Source organism: Rhizobium sp. Pop5 (assembly GCF_024721175.1).
Taxonomy (GTDB): domain Bacteria; phylum Pseudomonadota; class Alphaproteobacteria; order Rhizobiales; family Rhizobiaceae; genus Rhizobium.
On the sequence record NZ_CP099399.1, the window covers coordinates 282,397 to 304,038 of the forward strand.

Below are 21,642 nucleotides of genomic sequence, written 5' to 3' on the forward strand. Positions count from 1 at the left end.
GTTCATACTCTGGTTTTTGTCAACGGACGGATTTGAAAGCCGCGCGAAGCTCTTCGGTGAAAAGCTGAGGCTGCTCCCATGCGGCAAAATGCCCGCCCCTGGCGACCTGATTGTAGTAGAACAGAGTGGGGTAAGCTTGCTTGCTCCAGCTTTCGGGCGCCTGATAGATTTCCTTTGGGAACACCGAGATGGCGACGGGGACCTTGATGTCTTTGGTATGCTGCGCCTCGGCACTGAAATTGTTGTTGTTGTTTTCCCAATAGAAGCGCGAGGACGACGCTCCCGTATTCGTCAGCCAGTAGAGCGTGATGTCATTGAGCATCTCGTCTTTGGAAAGAACGCGCTCGGGGACGCCATCGCTGTCGCTCCATTGCGCGAACTTTTCGTACATCCACGCTGCAAGGCCGGCCGGCGAATCCGATAGCGAGTAACCGATCGTCTGCGGTCGTGTCACCATCAATGCGCCATAGGCTGCATTTCGTCCGAAAAACGTGCTGAGCGACCGGAAGGCTTGCCGCTCCTGAGAGGTCAGGCTCGATGGCGCGGGGTCGCCGCTATTGATGGCCTTGGTCAGGTCGCCGGGGATGGTCGCCGGCATATTGAGATGTATCGCCAGCAAACCCTTCGGCGCCTGACGGGCAAGCGCATCGGAGATGACGGAGCCGTGATCCCCGCCCTGCGAAACATAGTGCTGATATCCGAGGCGTTTCATCAAGGTGTCCCACGCCCGCGCCGTGCGATCGGGCCCCCAGCCGAGATCCGTAGGCTTCCCTGAAAAGCCGTAGCCTGGGATGGACGGAATGACGACATCGAATGCATCCTCGGCTCGCCCGCCGTAAGCGGTAGGGTCTGTCAGAGGCCCTATCGTCTTCAGGAACTCGAGTGTCGAGCCGGGCCAACCATGCGTCAGGATGACGGGTAGAGCATTGGGGTGGCTGGAGCGAACGTGGATGAACTGGATATCGACGCCGTCGATCGTCGTGATGAATTCCGGCAGCGCATTGAGTTGCGTCTCGGCCTTGCGCCAGTCGTAATCGGTTCCCCAGTAGCGGACCAGTTCCTGGACTTGCGCCAGTTGAATACCTTGGGACGAGTCACCAACGGTTTCCTTGTCGGGCCAGCGCGTCTCTGCAATACGCCGGCGCAGATCGTCTAGCTGAGATTGTGGCACGTGAACTTGGAACGGGCGGATACTCTCGTCGCGACTGGTGGTATTCGGCGATGTGGCCGAAATGACGTCTGCGGCGTTTGCCTGAACGACATATCCGTGGGGCGCGAGCATGATGGCGCCCATCGTCACGGCGATGAGGCGGCCGGCGACATATTTCTGCGGCGAAGCCTTCGCGGTCTCAGTCATAATTACTCTCCTTCGCTTGCGCTCTGATTGCGACAGAAAGGAGGTTATGGCGGCCATGTATCTGAGATGTTTGGAGAATCGGCGGAAGTGTATCAAAACGTAGGAGCGTATTCGTAGGCTTGTTCTGCCGCCTCGCCGATGACCAGGCCGCTCCCGTGGTCGAGCGCCGACGAGTTTGCGATTTCTCCCCCTGTGGCCGACGTCGACAGTCCGGATACCTTGCCGATTCCTGGCAATCTGTCGGCGGATTGCCGCTCTTTGCCACTTTCCGGCATTTGTCCGGGCGGATGAAAATATTTTCTAAAAGGGATGTTCTTTGGAATTTGATGTTCCATTCGTGGATCAAATCGGACGCTGTACTCATTGCAAGTAATCCACTTAATTTATAGGGCTTATGTAATTGGAGGGCTCCATGCAGGAACTGCGCATCGTTGGAATATCTGGAAACGTAAAGGCTCCATCCCGAACATCGGCGCTGGTTGCGTCCGTCCTTCGGCGTATCGAGTCCGAGCTTGGCTTGCCCGCGCGCCACATCGATCTGGCTGTGTCTGCACCTGCGCTCTTTCGAGCCCTGAGAGCGGACCAACTGGATGAGGAAGGCGCCGAGATCGTGCGCGCGGTTGAGAACGCGGATGTCCTGGTTGTCGGTTCTCCGGTTTATCGGGCTTCGTATAGCGGAGCGCTCAAGCACCTCTTCGATCTGGTTCACTATGAGTCACTGATCGGCAAGCCGGTGATCCTTGCCGCAACGGGCGGGACGCCATTGCACGGTTTGATGATCGATCATCAATTGCGACCCCTGTTCAGCTTCTTCAAGGCGCTGTCGCTGCCTACCTCGGTCTATGCTCTCGAAAGCGAGTTCGATGCATATGCTGTCGCAGGCTCAGACATCCAGAAGCGGATCAGAGCAGCCGTGCGCGAACTGGAACTGATCGTTCCGCACGCCAGGACACTCGCCCTGGCCCGCGCCGAAGAACAATCGCGGCTGCGCGCCTAGCACATCACGAATAAGCACGGAGAGACCGATGTCACAATCGAAGAAAGAACCCTTGAAGTTTGCCTACTGGGTGCCGAACGTATCGGGCGGCCTGGTCATCAGTTCAGTCGAGCAGCGCACCGATTGGGGCATCGACTACAATCGCAAGCTCGCCCAGATCGCAGAACGGTCGGGTTTTGAGTTTGCATTGAGCCAGATTCGCTTCACAGCCGGATATGGCGCCGATAACCAGCACGAGTCGGTCACCTTTTCCCACGCACTTCTTGCGGCCACCGAAAAGCTCCGCGTCATTGCCGCTGTCCTGCCCGGACCGTGGAACCCGGCGCTTCTGGCCAAGCAGATCGCTACCATCAGCCACCTCACCAATGGCCGCGTCGATGTCAATATCGTCTCCGGCTGGTTCCGCGGCGAGTTCGCCGCCATCGGCGAGCCCTGGCTGGACCATGACGAGCGCTATCGTCGTTCGGAGGAGTTCATCCGCGCGATCCGTGGCATCTGGACGGAGGATGTCTATAACCTGCGCGGCGATTTCTATCGCTTCACGGATTATTCGATGAAGCCGAAGCCGATCGGTGGCGTTCCGCAGGTATTCCAGGGCGGTTCCTCGCGTGCGGCTCGCGACATGGCGGCCCGCGTGTCCGACTGGTATTTCACCAATGGCAATACGCCGGAAGGCCTGAAGGCTCAGGTGGATGACATCCGCGCCAAGGAAAAGGCTTTCGGCAAGGCCTGGCGCACGAAGATCGGCATGAATGCCTTCGGCATCGTCCGCTCTTCGGAGAAGGAAGCGCAGGAGGTCCTCCAGGAGATCCTCGACAAGGCCATCCCCGAGGCGGTCAAGGGCTTCCACCACGAGGTCCAGAATGCCGGAAATTCCTCGCCGGAGCGCGAAGGCAACTGGGCGAAGTCCACCTTCCAGGATCTGGTGCAATACAATGACGGTTTCCGTTCAAATCTGATCGGCACGCCGGAGCAGGTGGCCGAACGCATCATCGGTCACAAGCGGGCGGGGGCGGACCTCATCCTCCTCGGCTTCCTGCATTTCCAGGAAGAGGTGGAATATTTCGGCAAGCACGTCCTGCCGATCGTCCGCGAACTGGAAGCGATCGAAGACCAGCGGCTGGAAGCGGCCGAATAACGGCTTTCTTCATAAATTGAAAAGCGAACGGCTCCCCATCCAAGGGGGGCCGGATGGAGGTGTGCGTCTTCAGGTAAGGCCTGGGGATTCTGCGCACGATGGAGCAGATGATGGCGAATGCGCATTACACGGTACTCGATGAGACCTCTACGGCGAGGGAGTATTCCCTGCTGCCGCTGTCAGGTCCATCGAGCCGTCGCGTGGCGAATGTCGACAGCAATGCGCTGAGCCACCCGCCGATATTGGCGCTTTCGGGCATCACGCTCTCCTTCGGAGGCGTCACGGCGATCGCCAATGTCGATCTAGCGGTCCAGCCGGGCGAGATCCGCGCGATCATCGGCCCGAACGGCGCCGGCAAAAGTTCGCTGATCAACGTGATTTCAGGGCAATACCGGCCGGATGCCGGCCATGTCAGCCTCAATGGCAAGACCTATGCGCAGGTGCCGGTGCAGAAGGCCGCACGGCTTGGCATCGCCCGCACCTTCCAGAACCTTGCCCTGTTCAAGGGGCTGACGGTTCTTGAAAACGTCATGACCGGCCTGACTTTCCAGCGTCGCTCGACCTTTATCGGCCAGGCGTTCGGTTCGCCCCGCGCCCGTCGCGAGGAACGCGAGGCGCGTGACCGGGCGCGGCAGGTCATCGATTTCCTGCATCTCGGCCATGTGCATGACCGGCTTGCCGGCTCGCTGCCCTACGGCCTGCAGAAGCGCGTCGAACTTGCCCGGGCGCTGGCGCCCGATCCACAGATCCTCCTGCTCGATGAACCGATGGCCGGCATGACCGCCACCGAAAAGCAGGAAATGGCAGGCTTTGTCCGTGCCGCGCAGGAGGGGTACGGCACGACGATCATCCTGATCGAACATGATATCGGCGTGGTCATGGGACTTTCGGACCGGATCGCCGTGCTCGACTACGGCCGCAAGATCGCTGACGGCACCCCGGCCGAAGTGCGCACCGACCAGGCCGTCATCGACGCCTATCTCGGCGTTGCCCGCGAGGACCAGGAAGAGGCGGACGCGTGATGGAAAGCTTCGACTATCTTTTCTTCCTCGAGGTGCTGACTGGCGGATTGCTTTCCGGCGTCATGTATTCGCTCGTCGCGATCGGCTTCGTGCTGATCTACAAGACCTCGGGTGTCTTGAATTTCGCACAGGGGGCGCTGCTCCTGTTTGCCGCTCTCACCTTCGTTTCGCTGGTCGAGCGCGGCGTGCCATTCTATCTCGCGCTTGTGCTTACCTTCGCCATCATGGTGCTGCTGGGCATCGGTATCGAGCGCGCAGTGCTCCGGCCGCTCGTCAACAAGCCGCCGATCACGCTGTTCATGGCGACGCTCGGGCTTTCCTACATCATCGAGGGTGCTGCCCAGCTTCTCTGGGGCACGCAGGTCCATGCCCTGGAGCTCGGCATCGAGGACGTGCCCTTCGAATTTTACGGCGTCTTCATCTCGAAGTTCGATCTCTTCGCCTCCGCCGTGGCGGCATTGATGGTCACCGGGCTGACGCTCTTCTTTCGATATACCCGGGTCGGCCTAACCTTTCGCGCAGTTGCGGACGACCAGTTCGCGGCACTCGCCGTCGGGCTTCGCCTGCCGCGCATCTGGGCCACTGTCTGGGCAACATCCGGTCTCGTCGCATTGGTCGCAGGACTTCTCTGGGGTGCGCGCAGCGGCGTGCAATTCTCCCTCTCGCTCGTGGTGCTGAAGGCCCTGCCGGTGCTCGTGCTCGGCGGCTTCGATTCGATCGCCGGCGCCATCGTCGGCGGCCTGCTCATCGGCGCCTCGGAAAAGCTCGCCGAAGTCTATATCGGCGAATATTTCGGCGGCGGCATCGAGGGCTGGTTCGCCTATGCTATCGCGCTGATCTTCCTGCTCGTCCGCCCATCAGGCTTGTTCGGCCAGAAGCTCGTGGAAAGGGTCTGAACCATGGCTGCCGTCACCTCCCGACCCGTCGTTTCGGTAAAACTTCCAGGCTGGATCGCGCCGCTTGCCATCCTCATCATCGCTTTCGGCATCGTGCCTTTCATCGGCTCGAGCTATCTGATCGAGGCGCTGCTGCTGCCGTTTCTGGCTCTGTCGCTGGCCGGCGTCGGCATGAACCTGTTGACCGGCTATGCCGGGCAGGTATCGCTCGGCAGCGCGGCCTTCATGGCGGTTGGCGCCTTCGCCGCCTTCAATTTCAATCTGCGTATCGAGGGCTTGCCGCTTCTCGTCTCTATCGCGCTCGCCGGCGGCATCGCGGCCGCGGTCGGGATCGTCTTCGGCCTGCCAAGTCTGCGCCTGCGCGGCTTCTATCTCGCCGTTTCCACGCTTGCGGCGCAGTTCTTCGTGCAATGGGCGCTGACCAAATTCGGCTGGTTCTCAAATGACAATCCGTCGGGCGTGATCGACGCGCCGAAGCTCACCATCGCCGGCATCGATTTCGACAGTTCGACCGGGCGCTACTATTTCTCGCTGATCGTCGTCACGGTGCTGACCTTCTTTGCCTGGCGCGTCGCATCCTCCCAGACAGGCCGCAATTTCATCGCCATCCGCGATAATGAGACGGCAGCCCGGATCATCGGGGTGCCGGTGCTGCGCACCAAGCTGCTCGCCTTCGCGCTCTCTTCCTTCATCATCGGGGTCGCCGGCGTGCTTTGGGCCTTTGCCTATCTGCGCACGGTGGAGCCGGCCGGCTTCAATCTCGACCGGTCTTTCCAGATTCTTTTCATCATCATCATCGGCGGGCTGGCGACGATCCGCGGCGCTTTCCTGGGCGCTGCGCTGATGGTGGTCTTTCCTGTGGTCCTGTCGCGGGTGGGATCGTTTTTCCTGGGCGATCTGTTCGATTCCGGCGTGCTCGACATGAGCCAGCGCATCGTCATCGGCGCACTCATCATTGCCTTCCTTATTCTCGAGCCCGATGGGCTCGCGGCGCTCGGAAGGCGGCTGGCCGGACGGTTCAGGCCCAGCATGCCCAAACCCGTCGGCTGAACCGCCACATCATCATCTTTGAACGCATTGGAACACCGGCATCGCCGGTCAACAGAGGGAGTTTGTCCAATGAAAAGTCTGAAAACCACATTCAAGGCGGCGGTCGCAGCGCTCGCCATCATCGGCGGAGCCGGCTTGACGCCTGCCCATGCCGATGAGCAGTATTTCCCGCTGCAGAGCTATCGCGTCGGGCCTTATGCTGCCGGCGGCACCGGTTTCTTCGGCGGCTTCATCGACTACCTGAACCTGATCAACACCCGCGATGGCGGCGTGAACGGCGTCAAGCTCACCTGGGACGAATGCGAAACCCAGTATGAGGTCGAGCGCGGCGTCGAATGCTATGAGCGCCAGAAGAGCCATCCGAACGCGGCCGCCTGGAACCCGCTTTCGGTCGGCATCGCTTATGCCATGATCGACCGCATCACCGGCGACAAGGTGCCGCTGATCACGGTAAACCATGGCCGCACCGACTCCACAGACGGGCGCGTCTTCCCTTACGTCTTCCCGCTGTTGCTCAACCCCTATTCGGAGACTTCGGGCATCGTGAACTATCTTGCCTCGAAGGAAGGTGGTCTCGACAAGCTCAAGGGCAAAAAGATCGTCGTGCTCTATCACGGCTCGCCCTATGGCAAGGAAACCATTCCGATCTACGAATTGCTGGCTGAGAAGTATGGCTTCACCGTACAGCAGATCGAGGTCCCCCATCCCGGTAACGAGCAGCAGTCGCAGTGGCTGACGATCCGTCGCGCCAAGCCGGACTACGTCGTTCTGCGCGGCTGGGGCGTGATGAACCCGGTAGCGCTGAAGACGGCCGCCAAGGTCGGCTTCCCCGCCTCCAAGATCGTCGGCAACGTCTGGTCGAATTCGGAAGAGGATGTCATCCCCGCAGGCGACGCGGCGATCGGCTATACCGCGATCACCACCCAGGCTTCGGGCGAGCAGTATCCTGTCCTGCAGGAGGTCGTGAAGACGCTCTACGATCACGGCAAGGGCAATCTGGAAGACAAGAAGCGCATCGGCTCGGTCTACCACAACCTCGGCATCGTCAACGGCATCCTGAATGTCGAGGCGATCCGCACCGCACAGGAAAAGTTCGGCAAGCGTACCCTGACCGGCGACGAAGTGCGCTGGGGTTTCGAGCACCTGAAACTCGACGAAGCCAAAGTCGCGGCGCTGGGCGCCAAGGACCTGTTCCACTCCATCAACGTCACCTGGGATAACCACGAAGGCGATGGCTATGTGACCTTCCAGCAATGGGACGGCAAAAAGTGGAACGTCGTCTCCGACTGGATCGCGCCGGACTGGAAGCTGCTGCGCCCGATCATCGAAAAATCCTCGGAAGCCTACGCCAAGGAAAAGGGCATCAAGCTGCGCACCGCGGCCGATGCCGAAGGCATCGCCACCACGAACTGACGATGCGAGGGATGGCCCAAACTGCCATCCCTTCATCTCGTAACCTGGTGCGGCAGATCCGGGTGCCTGCGCCGCACCTCTCTTGCTGATTGATTTTGGAACGAGCGACATGTCCGACGAAACGATCCTTCTTGATGTCAAGTCCGTGCATGCCGTCTACAACAAGGCCATCAAGGCCCTGAACGGCGTGAGCTTTCAGTTGCGGCGCGGAGAAATCCTCGCGCTGCTCGGTTCGAACGGCGCCGGCAAGACGACGGCGCTGAAAGCCATCTCGAACCTGTTGCCGGCCGAACGAGGCCAGGTGACGTCAGGCACGATCCGTTTCGAAGGGCGCGATGTGCTGCGCGAGAAGCCAGCCGATCTGGTCCGGGCCGGGCTGGTACAGGTGCTGGAAGGCCGGCATTGCTTTAAGAGCCTGTCGGTCGAGGAAAATCTCATCTCCGGCGGCCTCGGGCGCTCGTCATCCAGGCGCGAGATCGCTGCCGACCTCGAGCGGGTCTATGTCATTTTCCCCAGGCTCAAGGAGAAGCGCCGCACTGCGTCAGGGCTTACCTCAGGCGGCGAGCAGCAGATGACGGCGATCGGCCGCGCGCTGATGTCGCGGCCGCGGCTGCTTGTTCTCGATGAACCCTCGATGGGTCTGGCACCCCTTGTGATCAAGGACATTTTCCGCTCGCTCAAGGCACTGAACCGCGAGGACGGACTTTCCATCCTGGTTGCCGAACAGAATTCCACGGTGGCGCTTCAGTACGCCGATCACGCCACCGTCGTCGAAAACGGCGTCGCCGTGCTGTCGGGCTCCGCCGCCGAATTGCGCAGCCGTGACGACATCAAGGTTTTTTATCTGGGCGAAGGCACGGCCCTCACCCACGACAGGCCGGCGGCCTGATCCATTCACATCCATCACTGAGCAGGGAGACCAAAATGAACGTCATTGCCAAAACAGACAGGGTTGCCGTACCCGGCGTCAAGCGGCCGGAAAAGCCTGCGCATATCATCAAGGACGATGCAGAAGCGATCGCGGTCGCCCACCGGCTCGCCGCGGAGTTCGTCAAGGGTTCCGCAGATCGTGACCGCGAACGGATCTGGCCGGCGGAAGAGCTGGATGCCTTTTCGCAGAGCGGGCTCTGGTCGATCAATGTGCCTAAGGCATTCGGCGGACCGGAGGTCTCCTATGTCACGCTTGCAAAAGTGGTCGAGATCATTTCCGAGGCGGATTCGTCGATCGGACAGATCTCGCAGAACCATCTCGGCGTCGTCGCGGCGATCCGTACGGTTTCAGACAAAGCGCAGCAGGAACTGTTGTTCGGCGAAATCCTCAAGGGCACCCGGTTCGGCAATGCCTTTTCGGAATTCGGCTCCAAACGTGCGGTCGATTTTGAAACCAGATTTGTCGACAGCGGCGACCACGTGGTGGTGAACGGTCGGAAATTCTATTCGTCGGGCGCCTTGCTTGCCCATAAGGTGCCGATCGTGGCGCTCGATGACGATGGCCGCGCCTGGTACGCGATCGCCGATCGCGATGCGCCCGGTTTGACCGTCATCGACGACTGGTCGAGCTTCGGCCAGCGAACAACGCTCTCGGGCACGGTCATTCTCGACAATGTCAAAGTCGACAAGGCCTGGCTTGTTCCGGGATACAAGGGCTATGACAAGCCGACGGCGGACGGCGCCATCTTCCAGATCATCCAGGTTGCCGTCGATATCGGCATCGCCTCGGCGGCGATCAAGGAGACGATCGACTTCGTCCGCACCAAGTCCCGTGCCTGGGTCGATAGTGGCCTCGACCATGCCTGGGACGATCCTTACACGATCCAGGCGGTCGGCGCCCTTCAGCTCCGCCTGCATGCGGCGCAGGCCCTGCTCGAGAAAGCCGGGCATGCGATCGACCGGGCGGTTGCCGATCCCAATGCCGATACCGTTGCGGAAGCCCAGGTCTTCACGGCCGAGGCCAAGATCCTCTCGACCGAGATCGCCATCGAGGCGACCAACAAGCTGTTCGAACTCGCCGGCACCCGCTCGACGCTTGCCGAACACAATCTCGACCGCCACTGGCGCAATGCGCGGACCCACACGCTGCACGACCCGGTGCGGTGGAAATACTCGATCCTCGGCAAATACTTCCTCAACGGAGAGAAGCCACCGCTGCACGCCTGGAGCTGAAGCGGGGTTGTCGTTCCGCTCGGAACCGGAATATTGCGGTGGCGAGAGAGGCTCGATCGCCACCGCCCGAAGCCTATCGTCGGGGGATATCCGTGCACGTAGTCGCTTGACAACACGATCGCGAACGCTGCCGAAGCTTTGGGTGAAAACCTTCAAGTCGGCGGTAGGCAGAGCTCAATCCGGTCGCAACGTCTTGCCTGATTCCGCATCAAAAAGATGAAGCTTCCCCGGCCGAGCGGCTATCGTCACGACCTGCCCGGGCGCAAAATCGTGCCGCTCGGAAAATACCGCGACAAGTTCGCCAGGCCCGTAGCGCAGGAACACCATCGTCTCATGGCCGGTGGGTTCGGTGACGTTGACAGTCGCCTTGAGCCCGCTTTCGGCAAGCGACAGGTGCTCAGGCCGCACCCCCAGAAGCACAGCCTGCCCATCCGACGCCTCCGGCGTGAAGCCGAGTGCAATCTCGTCGCCAGTCTCCGTGACGAAGATCGCGCCTTCGGCTTTGTAGCGGCCTTTCAGCAGATTCATCGACGGCGAGCCGATGAACGTTGCCACGAAGGTGTTGCTGGGGCGGTCGTAGAGTTCCAGAGGCGTGCCGATCTGTTCGATCTTGCCGCCCTGCATCACCACGATCTTGTCGGCCATGGTCATGGCCTCGACCTGGTCATGGGTGACATAGATCGTCGTGGTCCTCAGCCGCTGATGCAACTCCTTGATTTCCTTGCGCATCTGCACGCGCAGCTTGGCATCGAGGTTGGACAAGGGTTCGTCGAACAGGAACACTTGCGGCGACCTGACGATCGCTCGGCCCATCGCGACGCGCTGGCGTTGGCCGCCGGAAAGCTGGCGCGGATAGCGGTCCAGATAGGGCACGAGGTCGAGGGTCTCGGCCGCCGCCTGCAGGCGCTGTTTGATGACGTCGGCCGGCTGCTTCTGGAGGCGCAGCGCAAAGACCATGTTTTCGGCGACGGTCTTGTGCGGATAGAGCGCATAGCTCTGGAAGACCATCGCGATGTCGCGGTCCTTCGGCGGCAGATTGTTGACGACCTTGCCGCCGATCGAAATCGTGCCGCCCGTGATGCTTTCGAGCCCCGCGACCATGCGCAAGAGAGTCGACTTGCCGCAACCGGACGGGCCGACGAGCACCACAAACTCGCCGTCTCGAATATCGATATCGACGCCATGCAGGACACTCAAGCCGCCATAGGCCTTCCGTGCCTGTGAAATATTGACCTCAGCCATGTGCCTCCCCGCTCGCTTTGCTGTACGCCCTGAGCCGCCTCAGGGTCATCACGTCATGCCTCGTATTTTCGAGCATACGACCGGCCAAACCGCCCTTAGCGCCTGCTCGAAAGTACCCGGCAAACCTCCTCCATGAAACGTTTCATTTCTTGTTGACTTTTTCCGTCCGCCGTCTGATGTTCGGAAACGAGACCGGGAGGAGCGGTTTCAAGCAGAATATGAAACGTTTCATTTCTCTGCTTACCAGATAGTTTTGTACCAGGCCAGTTCTAAAATCGGACTGGAGTCAGCCCGGCAAGATCGGTTGGGCGAGCGCAACAAACGTGGAGGAGGAATACATGAAAGTCGAAATATACGATGCACTGATGCGCCGTCAGGCAAGCCGCCGCGACGTCTTGCGCGGAACGGCGAGTGCTGCAGCTCTGCTCGGCCTGTCCGGCGCAATGGGCGGAATTCCCGGTATGGCATTTGCCGCCGATGATGTTCGCGCCAAGATCCTGCAAATTCCGGGAGTAGGGAAGGGCTCGCCAACCGACGCGGACTGGCAGAAGGTGGGTGAGCTCTGCCTCGGCCCGACCAAGGCCAATGTCAAGCAGGGCGAATTTGCCGGCGTCGAGCTGACCTTCATGGGGCTCAACAACCAGAACCTGCATAACTTCCTGTTCCGCGGCTTCCTGAAGCCGTGGGAAGCCTATACCGGCGCCAAGATCAACTGGATCGATCTCGCCCAGGCTGACTACAACGCGCGCCTTCAGCAGTCGATCGCGACCGGTACCGTTGATTTCGACATTCTGGAAATGGGTGCACCCTTCGAAGGCGACACCGCCGGGCGTGGGCTGCTGGACGAGATGCCTGACTGGGCTGCAAAGCAGATCGAGGCCGACGATCTGGTGAGCTACCTGAAGCCGCCGGTCGGCACCTGGGGCGGCAAGACCTATCGTGTGACGATCGATGGCGACTGCCACACCTTCGCCTATCGCAAGGATTACTTCGGCGCGGGCTCGATCAGCGGCATGGCCGAGCCACCGAAGACCTGGCAGGAAGTCAACGCGGCTTCCAAGGCGCTGATCGGCAAGACCGATCCGCTGACCGGCCAGCCGGCCTACGGCTATCTCGACCCGCTCAAGGGTTGGGGCGGCTTCGGCTTCTATTTCATCGAAAACCGCGCGACTGCCTATGCCAAATATCCTGGCGACCCGGCCTGGTTGTTCGATCCTGAAAACATGAAGCCGCTGGTCAATAACCCCGCCTGGGTCCAGGCGATCCAGGACGTCCTGGATCTGATCGCGGCCAAGGCCTATCCGGCCGACCAGATCAATGCCGACCCCGGCACCACGGCCTTCTCGCAATTCCTGGCCGGCACCGGCGCAATGCTCATGTGGTGGGGCGACGTCGGCTCCAGCGCGCGCACTTCGGACACTTCTGTTGTGGGCGACGTGGTCGGTTTCGGCATCAACCGCGGCTCGAACCGCGTCTACAACCGCAAGACCGGGCAGTGGGAAGACAAGTATAACGAAGCGCCCAACATGGCCTATCTCGGTTGGGGCATCTACGTCACCAAGCAGGTCTCCGGCGACGAGAAGAAGCGCAAGGCTGCCTGGTCTGCTGCCGCCCATCTCGGCGGCAAGGATATATCCCTCTGGACGTCGGCTTATCCCTCCGGCTTCCAGCCCTACCGTCAGTCCAACTTCAACTACGACGAATGGGAAAAGGCAGGTTACGACCGCGCCTATATCGAGGACTATCTGGGTTCGAACGCTGACAGCTACAACCATCCGAACGCTGCCATCGAACCGCGCATCCCCGGTATCTTCCAATATTACTCCGTTGCCGAGGACGAACTGGCAAAGGGTTTTGCCGGTCAGTATAAATCGGCCCAGGAAACCGCGGATGCGATTGCGGCTGCTTGGGAAAAGATCACCGACCAGATCGGCCGCGATAGCCAGCTGAAGCTTTATCGGGCGAGCCTCGGGCTCTGATCGGTTGACCAAACGCGCTGGCGGATCGGAAGCGATTTCGCCAGCGCCCATTCTGTCCGGGCGAGGAATATCATGTCGACAGTCGAAGGCGACCTGCTCCACACGGTCGAAGCCGGCTCCATTTCCGCGAGCCGTCGTTTCTGGGGCCGCTCCGCTCTGTGGTTGAGCGCCATATGGTTCATAGCGTCGTTTCTATTGCAGGGCGCCCATGAACTGGCCTGGACCGATTGGGGTTTCGCGAACTGGCGCCCGGTTCTCTACGCCTATTTTCTCTGGGCCGCAGTTCTTTGCGTCACGCGCGTCGTCATTTACGGCGAGGCGGGCAAGAAAGCGCTTTTTGTCCTGCCGGCAGCACTTTTCGTCGTGTCGATGGTGGTGTTCCCGCTGCTCTTCGCGCTCTGGATCGGTTTTTCAGATTGGAACCTCGCCTCCTCGACCGGACGGCGCTTCAACGGCCTCGACAATGTCCGCCGCATGATCGCGGACCCGTTCTATGCCAATGCTCTGTTCAATATGGTCCTTTATTGCGTGGCGATTGCGGTCGAATATGCGATCGCCTTCGGTCTGGCGTTGCTCCTCAACCAGGAAATCGTCGCCCGCAAGTTCTGGCGCGTAACCTTCCTGGTGCCCCTGATGCTGTCGCCGGTCGCAGTGAGCTGGATGGTCGGCAAGTCGATGATGGAGACGCGATTCGGCCCTGTCGCCCGCTTCGCCCGCTGGCTCGGCTGGGAAAATCCCTCCTTCTTCGGCGACCCGCTGACGGCAAGGCTCTCGATCATGATCATGGATGCCTGGACCTTCATTCCCTTCATGATGATCATGCTGCTCGCCGGACTGCAGGCTTTGTCCAAGGAGGTGCTGGAGGCGGCCGAAGTCGACGGCGCCACCAAGTGGCAACGCTTCTGGGAGGTCATTTTCCCGCTCATGCTGCCGGTGTCGGTGACGGCCGTGATGATCCGCATCATCTTCAAGCTGAAGCTTGCCGACATCATCATCACGGTGACGTCGGGAGGCCCGGGCGGCGCGACCGATTCCGTCACCAGTTTCATCTATCGCGAATACCGCGACCGTTCGAATGTCGGATATGGAACCTTGCTCGCGCTGGTCTATCTGGTGATCATCGTCCTCGGCATGACGGGGCTGATGAAAATTTCCGACCGTATCGTGAAGCGGATGACAGGAAGACTCTGATGGTTCGGATCGATTTCGAAAAATACGCGCGCGGCCAGCGCATTCGCTGGTGGGCCATGCGTATTGCCGTCTACAGCCTGCTCGTCATCTGGGCCTTCGTCTGCATCTTCCCGCTGTTCTGGACGGTTTCGACCTCGTTCAAAACAGCCGCGGACGTCATGCGCGGCAACCTGATCCCCTGGTTCAATTTTGCGCCCAACTGGCTCGGCTGGCGCTCGCTCGGGCTCTCTCCGGATACGATTTCCCAGATCTCGACGGTGCGTGACGAATTCATGCGCAGGCTTTGGAACAGCGTGATCATCTCCGTCACGGCATCCGCCCTTGCCGTCGTCCTCGGATCGCTCGCCGCCTATGGCCTCAGCCGCTTTTCCTACAAGTTCGGCCATATGCGTAACGCCGACATTTCCTTCTTCTTCCTCTCGCAGCTCATCATGCCGCCCGTCGTCCTCGCCCTGCCGTTCCTGGTTCTCTACAAGGAACTGGCGCTGCTCGACACCTATGTGGGCATGATCGCCGTCTACACGCTGATGGTCTTGCCGATCGTCGTCTGGATCATGCGCGACCAGTTCGCCACCATACCGGTCGAGCTCGAGGAGGCGGCACTGGTCGATGGCCTGTCGATCTGGGGTGCCTTTGCCCGCATCATCGTGCCGCTCGTTCTGCCGGGTATGGTCGCCGCGTTTCTCCTCGCGCTCATCCTGTGCTGGAACGAATATTTCTTCGCCGCGCTGCTGACCTCCACCAATACCAACACGCTGCCTGTTATGATTGCCAGCCAGACAGGCAGCCAGGGCATCAATTGGTGGTCGATGGCTGCTCTTTCCACCGCCGGTATCCTTCCGCTTGTTGTCGTCGGCGTCGTGCTGGAAAAGCACATCATCGCCGGAATGACCGCGGGCGCGGTGAAGTAGCTGCGGGGCCGAAAATGTCAAAGATGCCCACAGTCAAGGATGTCGCCCAATATGCGGGCGTTTCAGTGGGCACCGTTTCGCGTGTGCTGTCGGGTGAAGCTGCGGTCAAGCCCGTCCTGCGCGAAAAGGTCAACGACGCAATTTCAGCGCTTGGTTACCGACCCAATGTGACCGCCAGGGCGTTGCGCACCAGCAGAACCGATGTCATCGGCCTCGTCGTTCCCGACATCACCAACCCGTTCTTCGCGCAGCTTGCGGCAAGCGTCGAGCGCGCGGCGCTCGAATGCGGACACAGCCTCATGCTGGCAAGTTCGCATGACGACCGGGCGGCGGAGCAGAGCCACGTTTCGGCCTTTCTCGACCGGTCGGTGCGCGGCATCATCGTCGTGGCTTCGAGCCACGGTTCGGGCCTTCATCTGGAGGCCGCTGTCCCGATCATTTCGCTGGACCGGCGCTTCGGCACTTTTCCCCTGGTATCGACCAACCACGCGCAGGCGGCCGCGCTGATTGCGGACCACCTCCATGAACTCGGGCACCGCCGCATCGCCTATATCGCAGGGCCGCCCGACACCGAGGCAGGGCGCATGCGCAAGGATGGCTTCGTAAGCCGCATCGAACGGTTGGGCGAGACCGGTCAACCGGTCGAGCTGGAAATTGCCTATGGCAGATTCGACTACGAGTCCGGTGAAAGAATTGCCCGCGAGCTGCTGTCGCGCCCGCCACCGAACCGGCCCACGGCGATTGCCGCTGCCAGCGACCAGCAGGCCATCGGCGCGCTGCGCGCTGCCCGAGACCTCAAGATCGACGTGCCGCGAAAGCTGTCGGTCACAGGTTTCGACGACATTTCGCTCGCCAATCTCGTCGTTCCCCGGCTGACGACCATACGCCAACCGGCCGACATGCTGGCCCGGCGCGCGGTCGGGCTTCTCCTTAGTGAGCCACCGGGAACGGATGACGAAATGATTGACGGGTCGCTGATTGTGCGTGGTTCCAGCGGTCCGTGCCCGCAACCCAAGGCGGATCGCGCCGGACATAGAAATTGAAACATGGCCGGCGCTCCGGCCACGAGAAAAGGATGGAAGATCAATGCTCAAGGGAATTCGTGCCGAGCTCAGCGGCGACATTCTTCAGGCCCTTTGCAACATGGGACACGGCGATTATCTCGTCATTTCCGACATGAATTTTCCGTCGGATTCGATAGCCCGCCAGACCCGCCTGGGGAAGCTGCTGACCATGGAAAACATCCCTGCGCCGCAGGCGATCGACGCGGTCCTTTCGGTCTTTCCGCTGGACACGCCGATCCAGCCTTCGGTGGGCCGCATGGAAGTGATCGGCAAACCGGACGAAATCCCGCCGATTCAGCAGGAAGTTCAGGCCATTGTCGATCGTGCCGAAGGCCGGCCGTCGCCCATGTATCCGATCGAGCGGATGGCGTTTTATGACGTCGCCAAGAAGGCTTATTGCGTCATCGCAACGGGAGAACTCCGGTTTTACGGATGCTTCCTTCTGACCAAGGGCGTCATTCCGGCGGAGGACGCTCTGAGATGAGCGAGAAAAGCGGGATCGTCATTCTCGGCATTTTTGCCGCCGACACTGCATATAAGGCAAAGCGCCTGCCCCATATTGCCGAGACCCTGATGGGGTCGGGCTTCACGCTCGGGCCGGGAGGCAAAGGCTCCAACCAGGCGATCGCCGCGGCCAAGGCCGGCGGTAAGGTGACCTTTATTTCCCGCGTCGGCAACGACCCGTTCGGCGAGATGGCCCTTGCTGCCTATGCGGCGGCGGGCGTCAAAGCCAATGTGATGAAAATGGACGGTGTTTCCAGCGGCGCTGCCTTCATTTTCGTCGACGAAGTGACCGGCGATAACGCCATCATCGTTGCGCCGGGTGCCGCAGGCCTCATCGGGATTGAAGATGTCGACGCGAACCGCGCCGAGATCGAAAGTGCCGCCATCTTCATGACCCAGCTCGAACAGCCGCTCGAGGCAGCCATGCATGGCCTTTCGATGGCAAAGAGGGCAGGAGCCACGACGATCTTCAACCCCGCGCCGGCCCGCGCCATTCCGGACAGTATCTACGGCCTGTGCGATTTCATCGTGCCCAATGAGGTGGAAGCAGCCGAATTGGTAGGTCATGCGATCGAAACCGATGAAGAGGTTCGCGCGGCAGGCCGCAGGTTGCTGAATCGAGGGGCGCGGGCGGTGATCATCACGCTCGGTGCACGCGGCGCCTTTTACCACACCGCCGGACAGAGCGAATTCGTACCTGCCTTTTCGGCGGGGAATGTCGTCGACACCACCGGGGCCGGTGACGCCTTCCTCGGCGGCTTCGCGACGGCGATTTCGGAAGGACAGGAGCCGATCGAGGCCTTGCGGTTCGGCTGCGCGACCGCTGCGATCGCCGTGACCCGGCCGGGCACAGCTCCGGCCATGCCTTCTCGCGTCGAGATCACTGCCTTGCTGCGCGCCTCATGATGGACCGTAGCAAATGGGCAGAATGCAAAATGGGCCGGCATAACCGGCCCATTGACAATCAAGGCTATTCGGCCGGCGCCGGTATCGCGGCCGGCGAACCCTGTCGTTGAAGCCGGTCGGCGACCAGCATCGACAGCATCATTTCTACCAGGCCGTTCGCACCACCCTTCTCGCCGCCGCCACCGCCGACCTGGATCTGCGGCACAAGCGGCAGCCTGCCGTTCTCGATCGCTTCGGCAAATCGCATCAGCACCTGCGAATTGAGCTGGTAGTCCGGACCGCCGAAGGCCGCGACCTTCTTCTCGGTGGCTTCGGCTTCCGCCAGGCCGACAGCGCGCACCTTCTGGGCGTCGGCGAGACCGGTCGCCTTGATGCGCTCGGCATCGGCAAGGGCGATCGCCTTGATCCGGTCGGCTTCGCCGAGGCCTGCGAGCCGGACCTTTTCCGCTTCGGCCTTGGCGGTGACCTGAATGGTCTCGGCCTGCTGGCGCGTGCGGGCAAGCTGCGCCTTACCTTCGTTTTCGCTGATCTCGATGGCGAGCGCCGAGGTCGTGATCTTCGCCTGCTGTTCGGCCAGCGCCTCTTTCTCGCGCAGCGTCCGCTCCTGGATTGCCGCGGTTTCCTGCAGCCTATAGGTTTCGACCTTTTCGACCGCGATCTGGCGTTCGCGCAACTGGATCAGGATCTGCTCGATGCTGTTCTGGTTATTGAGGGCGCGCGGCGTGCCGATCAGCACTTCCTGCAGTTCGAGACTGTAAGAGGCGAACTTCTCGCGCATTTCCTCGCCTGATTTGCGCTGGATTTCGCTACGCTCCTGTAAGAGTTCGATCAGCGTCTTGGTCTGGGCGATGTTCTTGAAATAAGCCGAGACCATCGGATCGAGCGTCTGCTCGACCAGCCGCTTGATATCGCCGAAGCGCTGCACGACCAGCGGTGCCTTCATGTAGTCGATATGCACGACGACCGAGAGCGGCAGGACCGGCTCGAAGGCATCCCTGGTGATCAGCGACACTTCCGAAAGGTTCTCGTCGAGGCGATGTTCACCGAACTGCTCCTTCGTCCATTTGAGCACGAAGTTGGTTGTCGGCACGATGACGATATTGCCCGCATAGGTGTTGAACGCATATTTGCCCGGCAGAAGCGGTGTCGACCACACGCCGCGTGAACCGCGTTCGACCAGTTCGCCATGCCTGTAGGACTGGCCTGAGATATCCGCACTGCGCCGGCCGGTATAAGAAACGACGACACCGACGGTGCCGACGTCGATGATCGTCTTCTCCACAAGTTCGACCGTCGCGAAAATACGGTTGAGAAAGTAGCTGCCATCAGCAAGCACCTGCAGCTGACGGCCGCGATAGCCGCCGGCATGGAGGAATTTCTCGGGATCCTGGAAGTTGTTGTGGAAGTTCGGGTCTCTGGGGTCATTGGCAACCGTCGGCGCAATAATCTCGCCGTCCGGCAGCGCCGGACCGTCATGGATGGTGACGATGCCGATCAAGTCCTCGGCGTCACGAATGACGACGGGCTCGAACCCTTCCCGCTCCGCGATCATCGCCGACATGTCCAAAAACAGCTTCTGTTCGGAGGCGCCGAGGTTCACCGAATAGTTCGACTGCGCTGTGAGCACGATGAATTGCGCGAGGTTGATGGCATAGGTGCCTTCGCGCAGGATCTTGCGCTGCGGACCCTTTTGGCCGCCCTTTTCCAGAAAGGCGCGCACGTCCTGGAAGTCGTCGGCTTCGGTATTCGACGCCAATGTTTGGGTGGGCGGCAGCGGATTGCCATCGCGGGCGAAGACGTAGCCGATCTGGCCCTGCGGAATGGTCACCAGATTGGCGCGATGCATCGAATACTGGAACGGCATGAAGAAATGCAGGCCGCCGCGCACGACTTCCGGCTGGAAACCGGCCTCGCCGTTCAGTGCGATGAACCCATTCTCCACGGAGCCCCGGAAGCTCCACAGCTTCTCGAGGATGCCGAGCCTGTCGTTCGGGATGTAGCGGATGACGCCGCTCCACCAGAACAGAGTTGCCAGCACGATGAGGAAGACGACGAATTCGATCGCCCGCCATTCCATCGGACTGAGATATTGTACGGTGTCCATGTTTTTCTCCTCTGGGCGCACGGGTTCGTCCACCCGACGGCCGCCCGGTCGGTTGTTGGTTGATAAGACGGGGAGATTACGCGCCTATGCGTGCGGCGCACGAAGGGTGTCGCGCACGTCTGGGCTGCTCATTGTTTGGGAAAATGACCGCGCATCCCGAGTCCCCACCGAGGGACGGCGTGGTCGTGAGTATCTCACATCGGAATTGCCTTGATGGACATAACGACGAAGGACGTAGGGATTGCGCCTATAGGTTTAAAGATGTTCGCTGCGGAAATCAGGCAAGTACTTCCAGAGATTTCGATATTTCGAGCATTCGATTCTACTGAATTATCCCTTTTCCGCTCGATTGTTTCGGGAAGTATTCTCGCGCGAGGCATCCGCCAGGTTTGCAGAGACCGCGCAAGGCAGCGTCACAAAACCGTTTCGAATAGCGGGATCAAGGCTGCGCCGATAGCACCAGGGGCATCGGCGACCTGAGCCACCGCAAGGCGGGGAACATCACGCAGGACGCCATGCCGAGGCAGATTGTTGAACTCGGTCCGTTCGATGAGCATATTTGCCAATGAATGCGGAAGCTCGCCGCCAAGGACGATCAAAGCCGGGTCGAAGACCGCGCAGATCGCATTGATAGCGCGATTGTGCGCAGGCATGACGCGGTCGACCCACTCCGCAACGCCGTCCCATTCCACCAGTGCCTCGTTTCTCAAATCCTTCAGCGTTAGATCCGCGCGCCCCTTGGCACGGAGCTGTTGGAGCAGGAGGCTGAGGGCGGGGCGATCGTCGTAATCCTGGCGCCCGAAGAGAACGGAAAATTCGCCGGCGTTGCCGAAGCTGCCGCGAAACGGCATGCCTCCGCAGACGAGGCCGCCGCCATATCCGTGGAGATGGGCGATATAGGCGAAATCCGCGACGTCGCGGCCGACACCGAAAATGGCTTCCGCCAAAGCGGCGGTTCTGGCCACATTGTCCGCCCAGACCGGTAGCCCGAGTTGCTCCCCAAGCACAGGCGCCAGATCGATCAACGACCAATGAGCGAGCGGGAGAGGGCAGTTGAACGCCGTGTCCAGCATGCGATGGCCGCTGACCGCGAGGCCGACCCCGAGCACGTCGCGCCGCGTGGCTCCGCGACGGGCAAGAAGCTCCTCGACGGCGGCATGGATCCGCTCCATCTCCACGGCGAGCGACGATCCCTCCTGCGGAATTTCCATGTTTTCCAAAGGCTCTCCGAAACCCATGAGGCAGAGGCCGATCGAACCGACGTTGACGGAAATGCCGAGCGTCAGACACCAGTCCTTGCGAAGCTTGAGCTCCGGGCTAGGAGGGCCGGGGCGGCGGGTTTCCGATGGGGAAAAAATGATCATTCCACGGTCGTGAAGCCGCCCGACGATTCTGTGCAGAGATTGCTGGGTCAGCTCGAGCGGCTCGGTCAGGTCGGAACGTTCGATCCCCGGGGATTTCCAGATCAGCCGCAAAAGGTCCCGCTCATTGCGGGAAGCCACCCGCGCAGGTTGCAAATCCCGCAAAAAATGAGTCGCAACATGGTCTAATGGAACGTACTTCATTTTTGAATCGTTTTGATTTACACTGCAGGTGTGAAAACTGCTGGAGGAGTGCTTTACTTTCTATTAAATCGAGTGTCGATCCCCAATTTTAGGCCCTGCTTATCTCATCGAGACCGGTCAAGCCAGACGAGATGACGGCA

The 21,642-nt window shown here is 60.7% G+C and carries 19 protein-coding genes; 14 read left to right on the forward strand and 5 right to left on the reverse strand.

Annotated elements, in window-relative coordinates:
- Positions 1 to 19 precede the first annotated feature (19 nt).
- Both NE852_RS03625 and NE852_RS03630 read right to left on the reverse strand, forming a co-directional pair.
- Positions 20 to 1,294 (reverse strand): epoxide hydrolase family protein, encoded by a 1,275-nt coding sequence (locus NE852_RS03625; RefSeq protein ID WP_374992004.1) that lies wholly within the window; start codon positions 1,292 to 1,294, stop codon positions 20 to 22.
- A 155-nt stretch (positions 1,295 to 1,449) separates the two neighbouring features.
- Positions 1,450 to 1,692: a hypothetical protein gene (locus NE852_RS03630; RefSeq protein ID WP_128623503.1), complete on the reverse strand. Its 243-nt coding sequence runs from the start codon at positions 1,690 to 1,692 to the stop codon at positions 1,450 to 1,452.
- A gap of 77 nt (positions 1,693 to 1,769) precedes the next feature.
- Here NE852_RS03630 and msuE point away from each other — a divergent pair, with 77 nt between their 5' ends.
- The 8 genes from msuE to NE852_RS03670 all read left to right on the forward strand — a co-directional run bounded on the left by msuE (position 1,770) and on the right by NE852_RS03670 (position 10,036).
- A complete protein-coding gene (gene msuE / locus NE852_RS03635; protein ID WP_008524020.1) occupies positions 1,770 to 2,354 on the forward strand; it encodes an FMN reductase in 585 nt (194 codons plus the stop codon).
- Between the two features lie 28 nt (positions 2,355 to 2,382).
- Positions 2,383 to 3,492 (forward strand): dimethylsulfone monooxygenase SfnG, encoded by a 1,110-nt coding sequence (gene sfnG / locus NE852_RS03640; protein WP_008524017.1) that lies wholly within the window; start codon positions 2,383 to 2,385, stop codon positions 3,490 to 3,492.
- A 98-nt stretch (positions 3,493 to 3,590) separates the two neighbouring features.
- On the forward strand, positions 3,591 to 4,514 hold the full coding sequence (locus tag NE852_RS03645; protein WP_008524015.1) for an ABC transporter ATP-binding protein: 924 nt from the start codon (positions 3,591 to 3,593) through the stop codon (positions 4,512 to 4,514).
- Positions 4,514 to 5,410 carry a branched-chain amino acid ABC transporter permease gene (locus tag NE852_RS03650; protein WP_037170813.1) on the forward strand — a complete coding sequence of 299 codons (897 nt, stop codon included), beginning with the start codon at positions 4,514 to 4,516 and terminating at the stop codon, positions 5,408 to 5,410. The genes NE852_RS03645 and NE852_RS03650 overlap by 1 nt, the downstream gene beginning before the upstream one ends.
- 3 nt (positions 5,411 to 5,413) lie before the next feature.
- Positions 5,414 to 6,460: a branched-chain amino acid ABC transporter permease gene (locus NE852_RS03655; RefSeq protein WP_008524011.1), complete on the forward strand. Its 1,047-nt coding sequence runs from the start codon at positions 5,414 to 5,416 to the stop codon at positions 6,458 to 6,460.
- 69 nt (positions 6,461 to 6,529) lie between these two features.
- The gene (locus tag NE852_RS03660; protein WP_008524009.1) at positions 6,530 to 7,873 is read left to right on the forward strand and encodes an ABC transporter substrate-binding protein; all 1,344 of its coding nucleotides are present in this window, start codon (positions 6,530 to 6,532) and stop codon (positions 7,871 to 7,873) included.
- Positions 7,874 to 7,982: 109 nt separating this feature from the next.
- Positions 7,983 to 8,762, forward strand: a complete 780-nt coding sequence (locus tag NE852_RS03665) for an ABC transporter ATP-binding protein (RefSeq protein ID WP_008524006.1) — start codon at positions 7,983 to 7,985, stop codon at positions 8,760 to 8,762.
- A 35-nt stretch (positions 8,763 to 8,797) separates the two neighbouring features.
- A complete protein-coding gene (locus NE852_RS03670) occupies positions 8,798 to 10,036 on the forward strand; it encodes an SfnB family sulfur acquisition oxidoreductase (RefSeq protein ID WP_258156198.1) in 1,239 nt (412 codons plus the stop codon).
- Positions 10,037 to 10,210: 174 nt separating this feature from the next.
- Here NE852_RS03670 and NE852_RS03675 read toward each other — a convergent pair whose 3' ends face one another.
- Complete coding sequence (locus tag NE852_RS03675; RefSeq protein ID WP_008524003.1) at positions 10,211 to 11,278, reverse strand: ABC transporter ATP-binding protein; 1,068 nt, start codon at positions 11,276 to 11,278, stop codon at positions 10,211 to 10,213.
- Positions 11,279 to 11,616: 338 nt separating this feature from the next.
- Here NE852_RS03675 and NE852_RS03680 point away from each other — a divergent pair, with 338 nt between their 5' ends.
- The 6 genes from NE852_RS03680 (at position 11,617) to NE852_RS03705 (ending at position 17,833) form a co-directional block, all read left to right on the forward strand.
- Positions 11,617 to 13,257: an extracellular solute-binding protein gene (locus NE852_RS03680; protein ID WP_008524000.1), complete on the forward strand. Its 1,641-nt coding sequence runs from the start codon at positions 11,617 to 11,619 to the stop codon at positions 13,255 to 13,257.
- A 72-nt stretch (positions 13,258 to 13,329) separates the two neighbouring features.
- Positions 13,330 to 14,448: a carbohydrate ABC transporter permease gene (locus tag NE852_RS03685; protein ID WP_008523998.1), complete on the forward strand. Its 1,119-nt coding sequence runs from the start codon at positions 13,330 to 13,332 to the stop codon at positions 14,446 to 14,448.
- Positions 14,448 to 15,359: a carbohydrate ABC transporter permease gene (locus NE852_RS03690; protein ID WP_008523995.1), complete on the forward strand. Its 912-nt coding sequence runs from the start codon at positions 14,448 to 14,450 to the stop codon at positions 15,357 to 15,359. The genes NE852_RS03685 and NE852_RS03690 overlap by 1 nt, the downstream gene beginning before the upstream one ends.
- Positions 15,360 to 15,373: 14 nt before the next feature.
- Positions 15,374 to 16,402 carry a LacI family DNA-binding transcriptional regulator gene (locus NE852_RS03695; protein ID WP_037170812.1) on the forward strand — a complete coding sequence of 343 codons (1,029 nt, stop codon included), beginning with the start codon at positions 15,374 to 15,376 and terminating at the stop codon, positions 16,400 to 16,402.
- 43 nt (positions 16,403 to 16,445) lie between these two features.
- The gene (locus tag NE852_RS03700; RefSeq protein WP_008523992.1) at positions 16,446 to 16,907 is read left to right on the forward strand and encodes an RbsD/FucU family protein; all 462 of its coding nucleotides are present in this window, start codon (positions 16,446 to 16,448) and stop codon (positions 16,905 to 16,907) included.
- Positions 16,904 to 17,833, forward strand: a complete 930-nt coding sequence (locus NE852_RS03705) for a ribokinase (protein WP_008523990.1) — start codon at positions 16,904 to 16,906, stop codon at positions 17,831 to 17,833. The genes NE852_RS03700 and NE852_RS03705 overlap by 4 nt, the downstream gene beginning before the upstream one ends.
- Before the next feature lie 64 nt (positions 17,834 to 17,897).
- On the opposite strand, the gene NE852_RS03710 is transcribed toward NE852_RS03705, so the two are convergent.
- Both NE852_RS03710 and NE852_RS03715 read right to left on the reverse strand, forming a co-directional pair.
- Complete coding sequence (locus NE852_RS03710) at positions 17,898 to 19,937, reverse strand: SPFH domain-containing protein (RefSeq protein ID WP_258156199.1); 2,040 nt, start codon at positions 19,935 to 19,937, stop codon at positions 17,898 to 17,900.
- Positions 19,938 to 20,350: 413 nt separating this feature from the next.
- Positions 20,351 to 21,502: an ROK family transcriptional regulator gene (locus NE852_RS03715; protein WP_008523988.1), complete on the reverse strand. Its 1,152-nt coding sequence runs from the start codon at positions 21,500 to 21,502 to the stop codon at positions 20,351 to 20,353.
- Between the last annotated feature and the right edge of the window lie 140 nt (positions 21,503 to 21,642).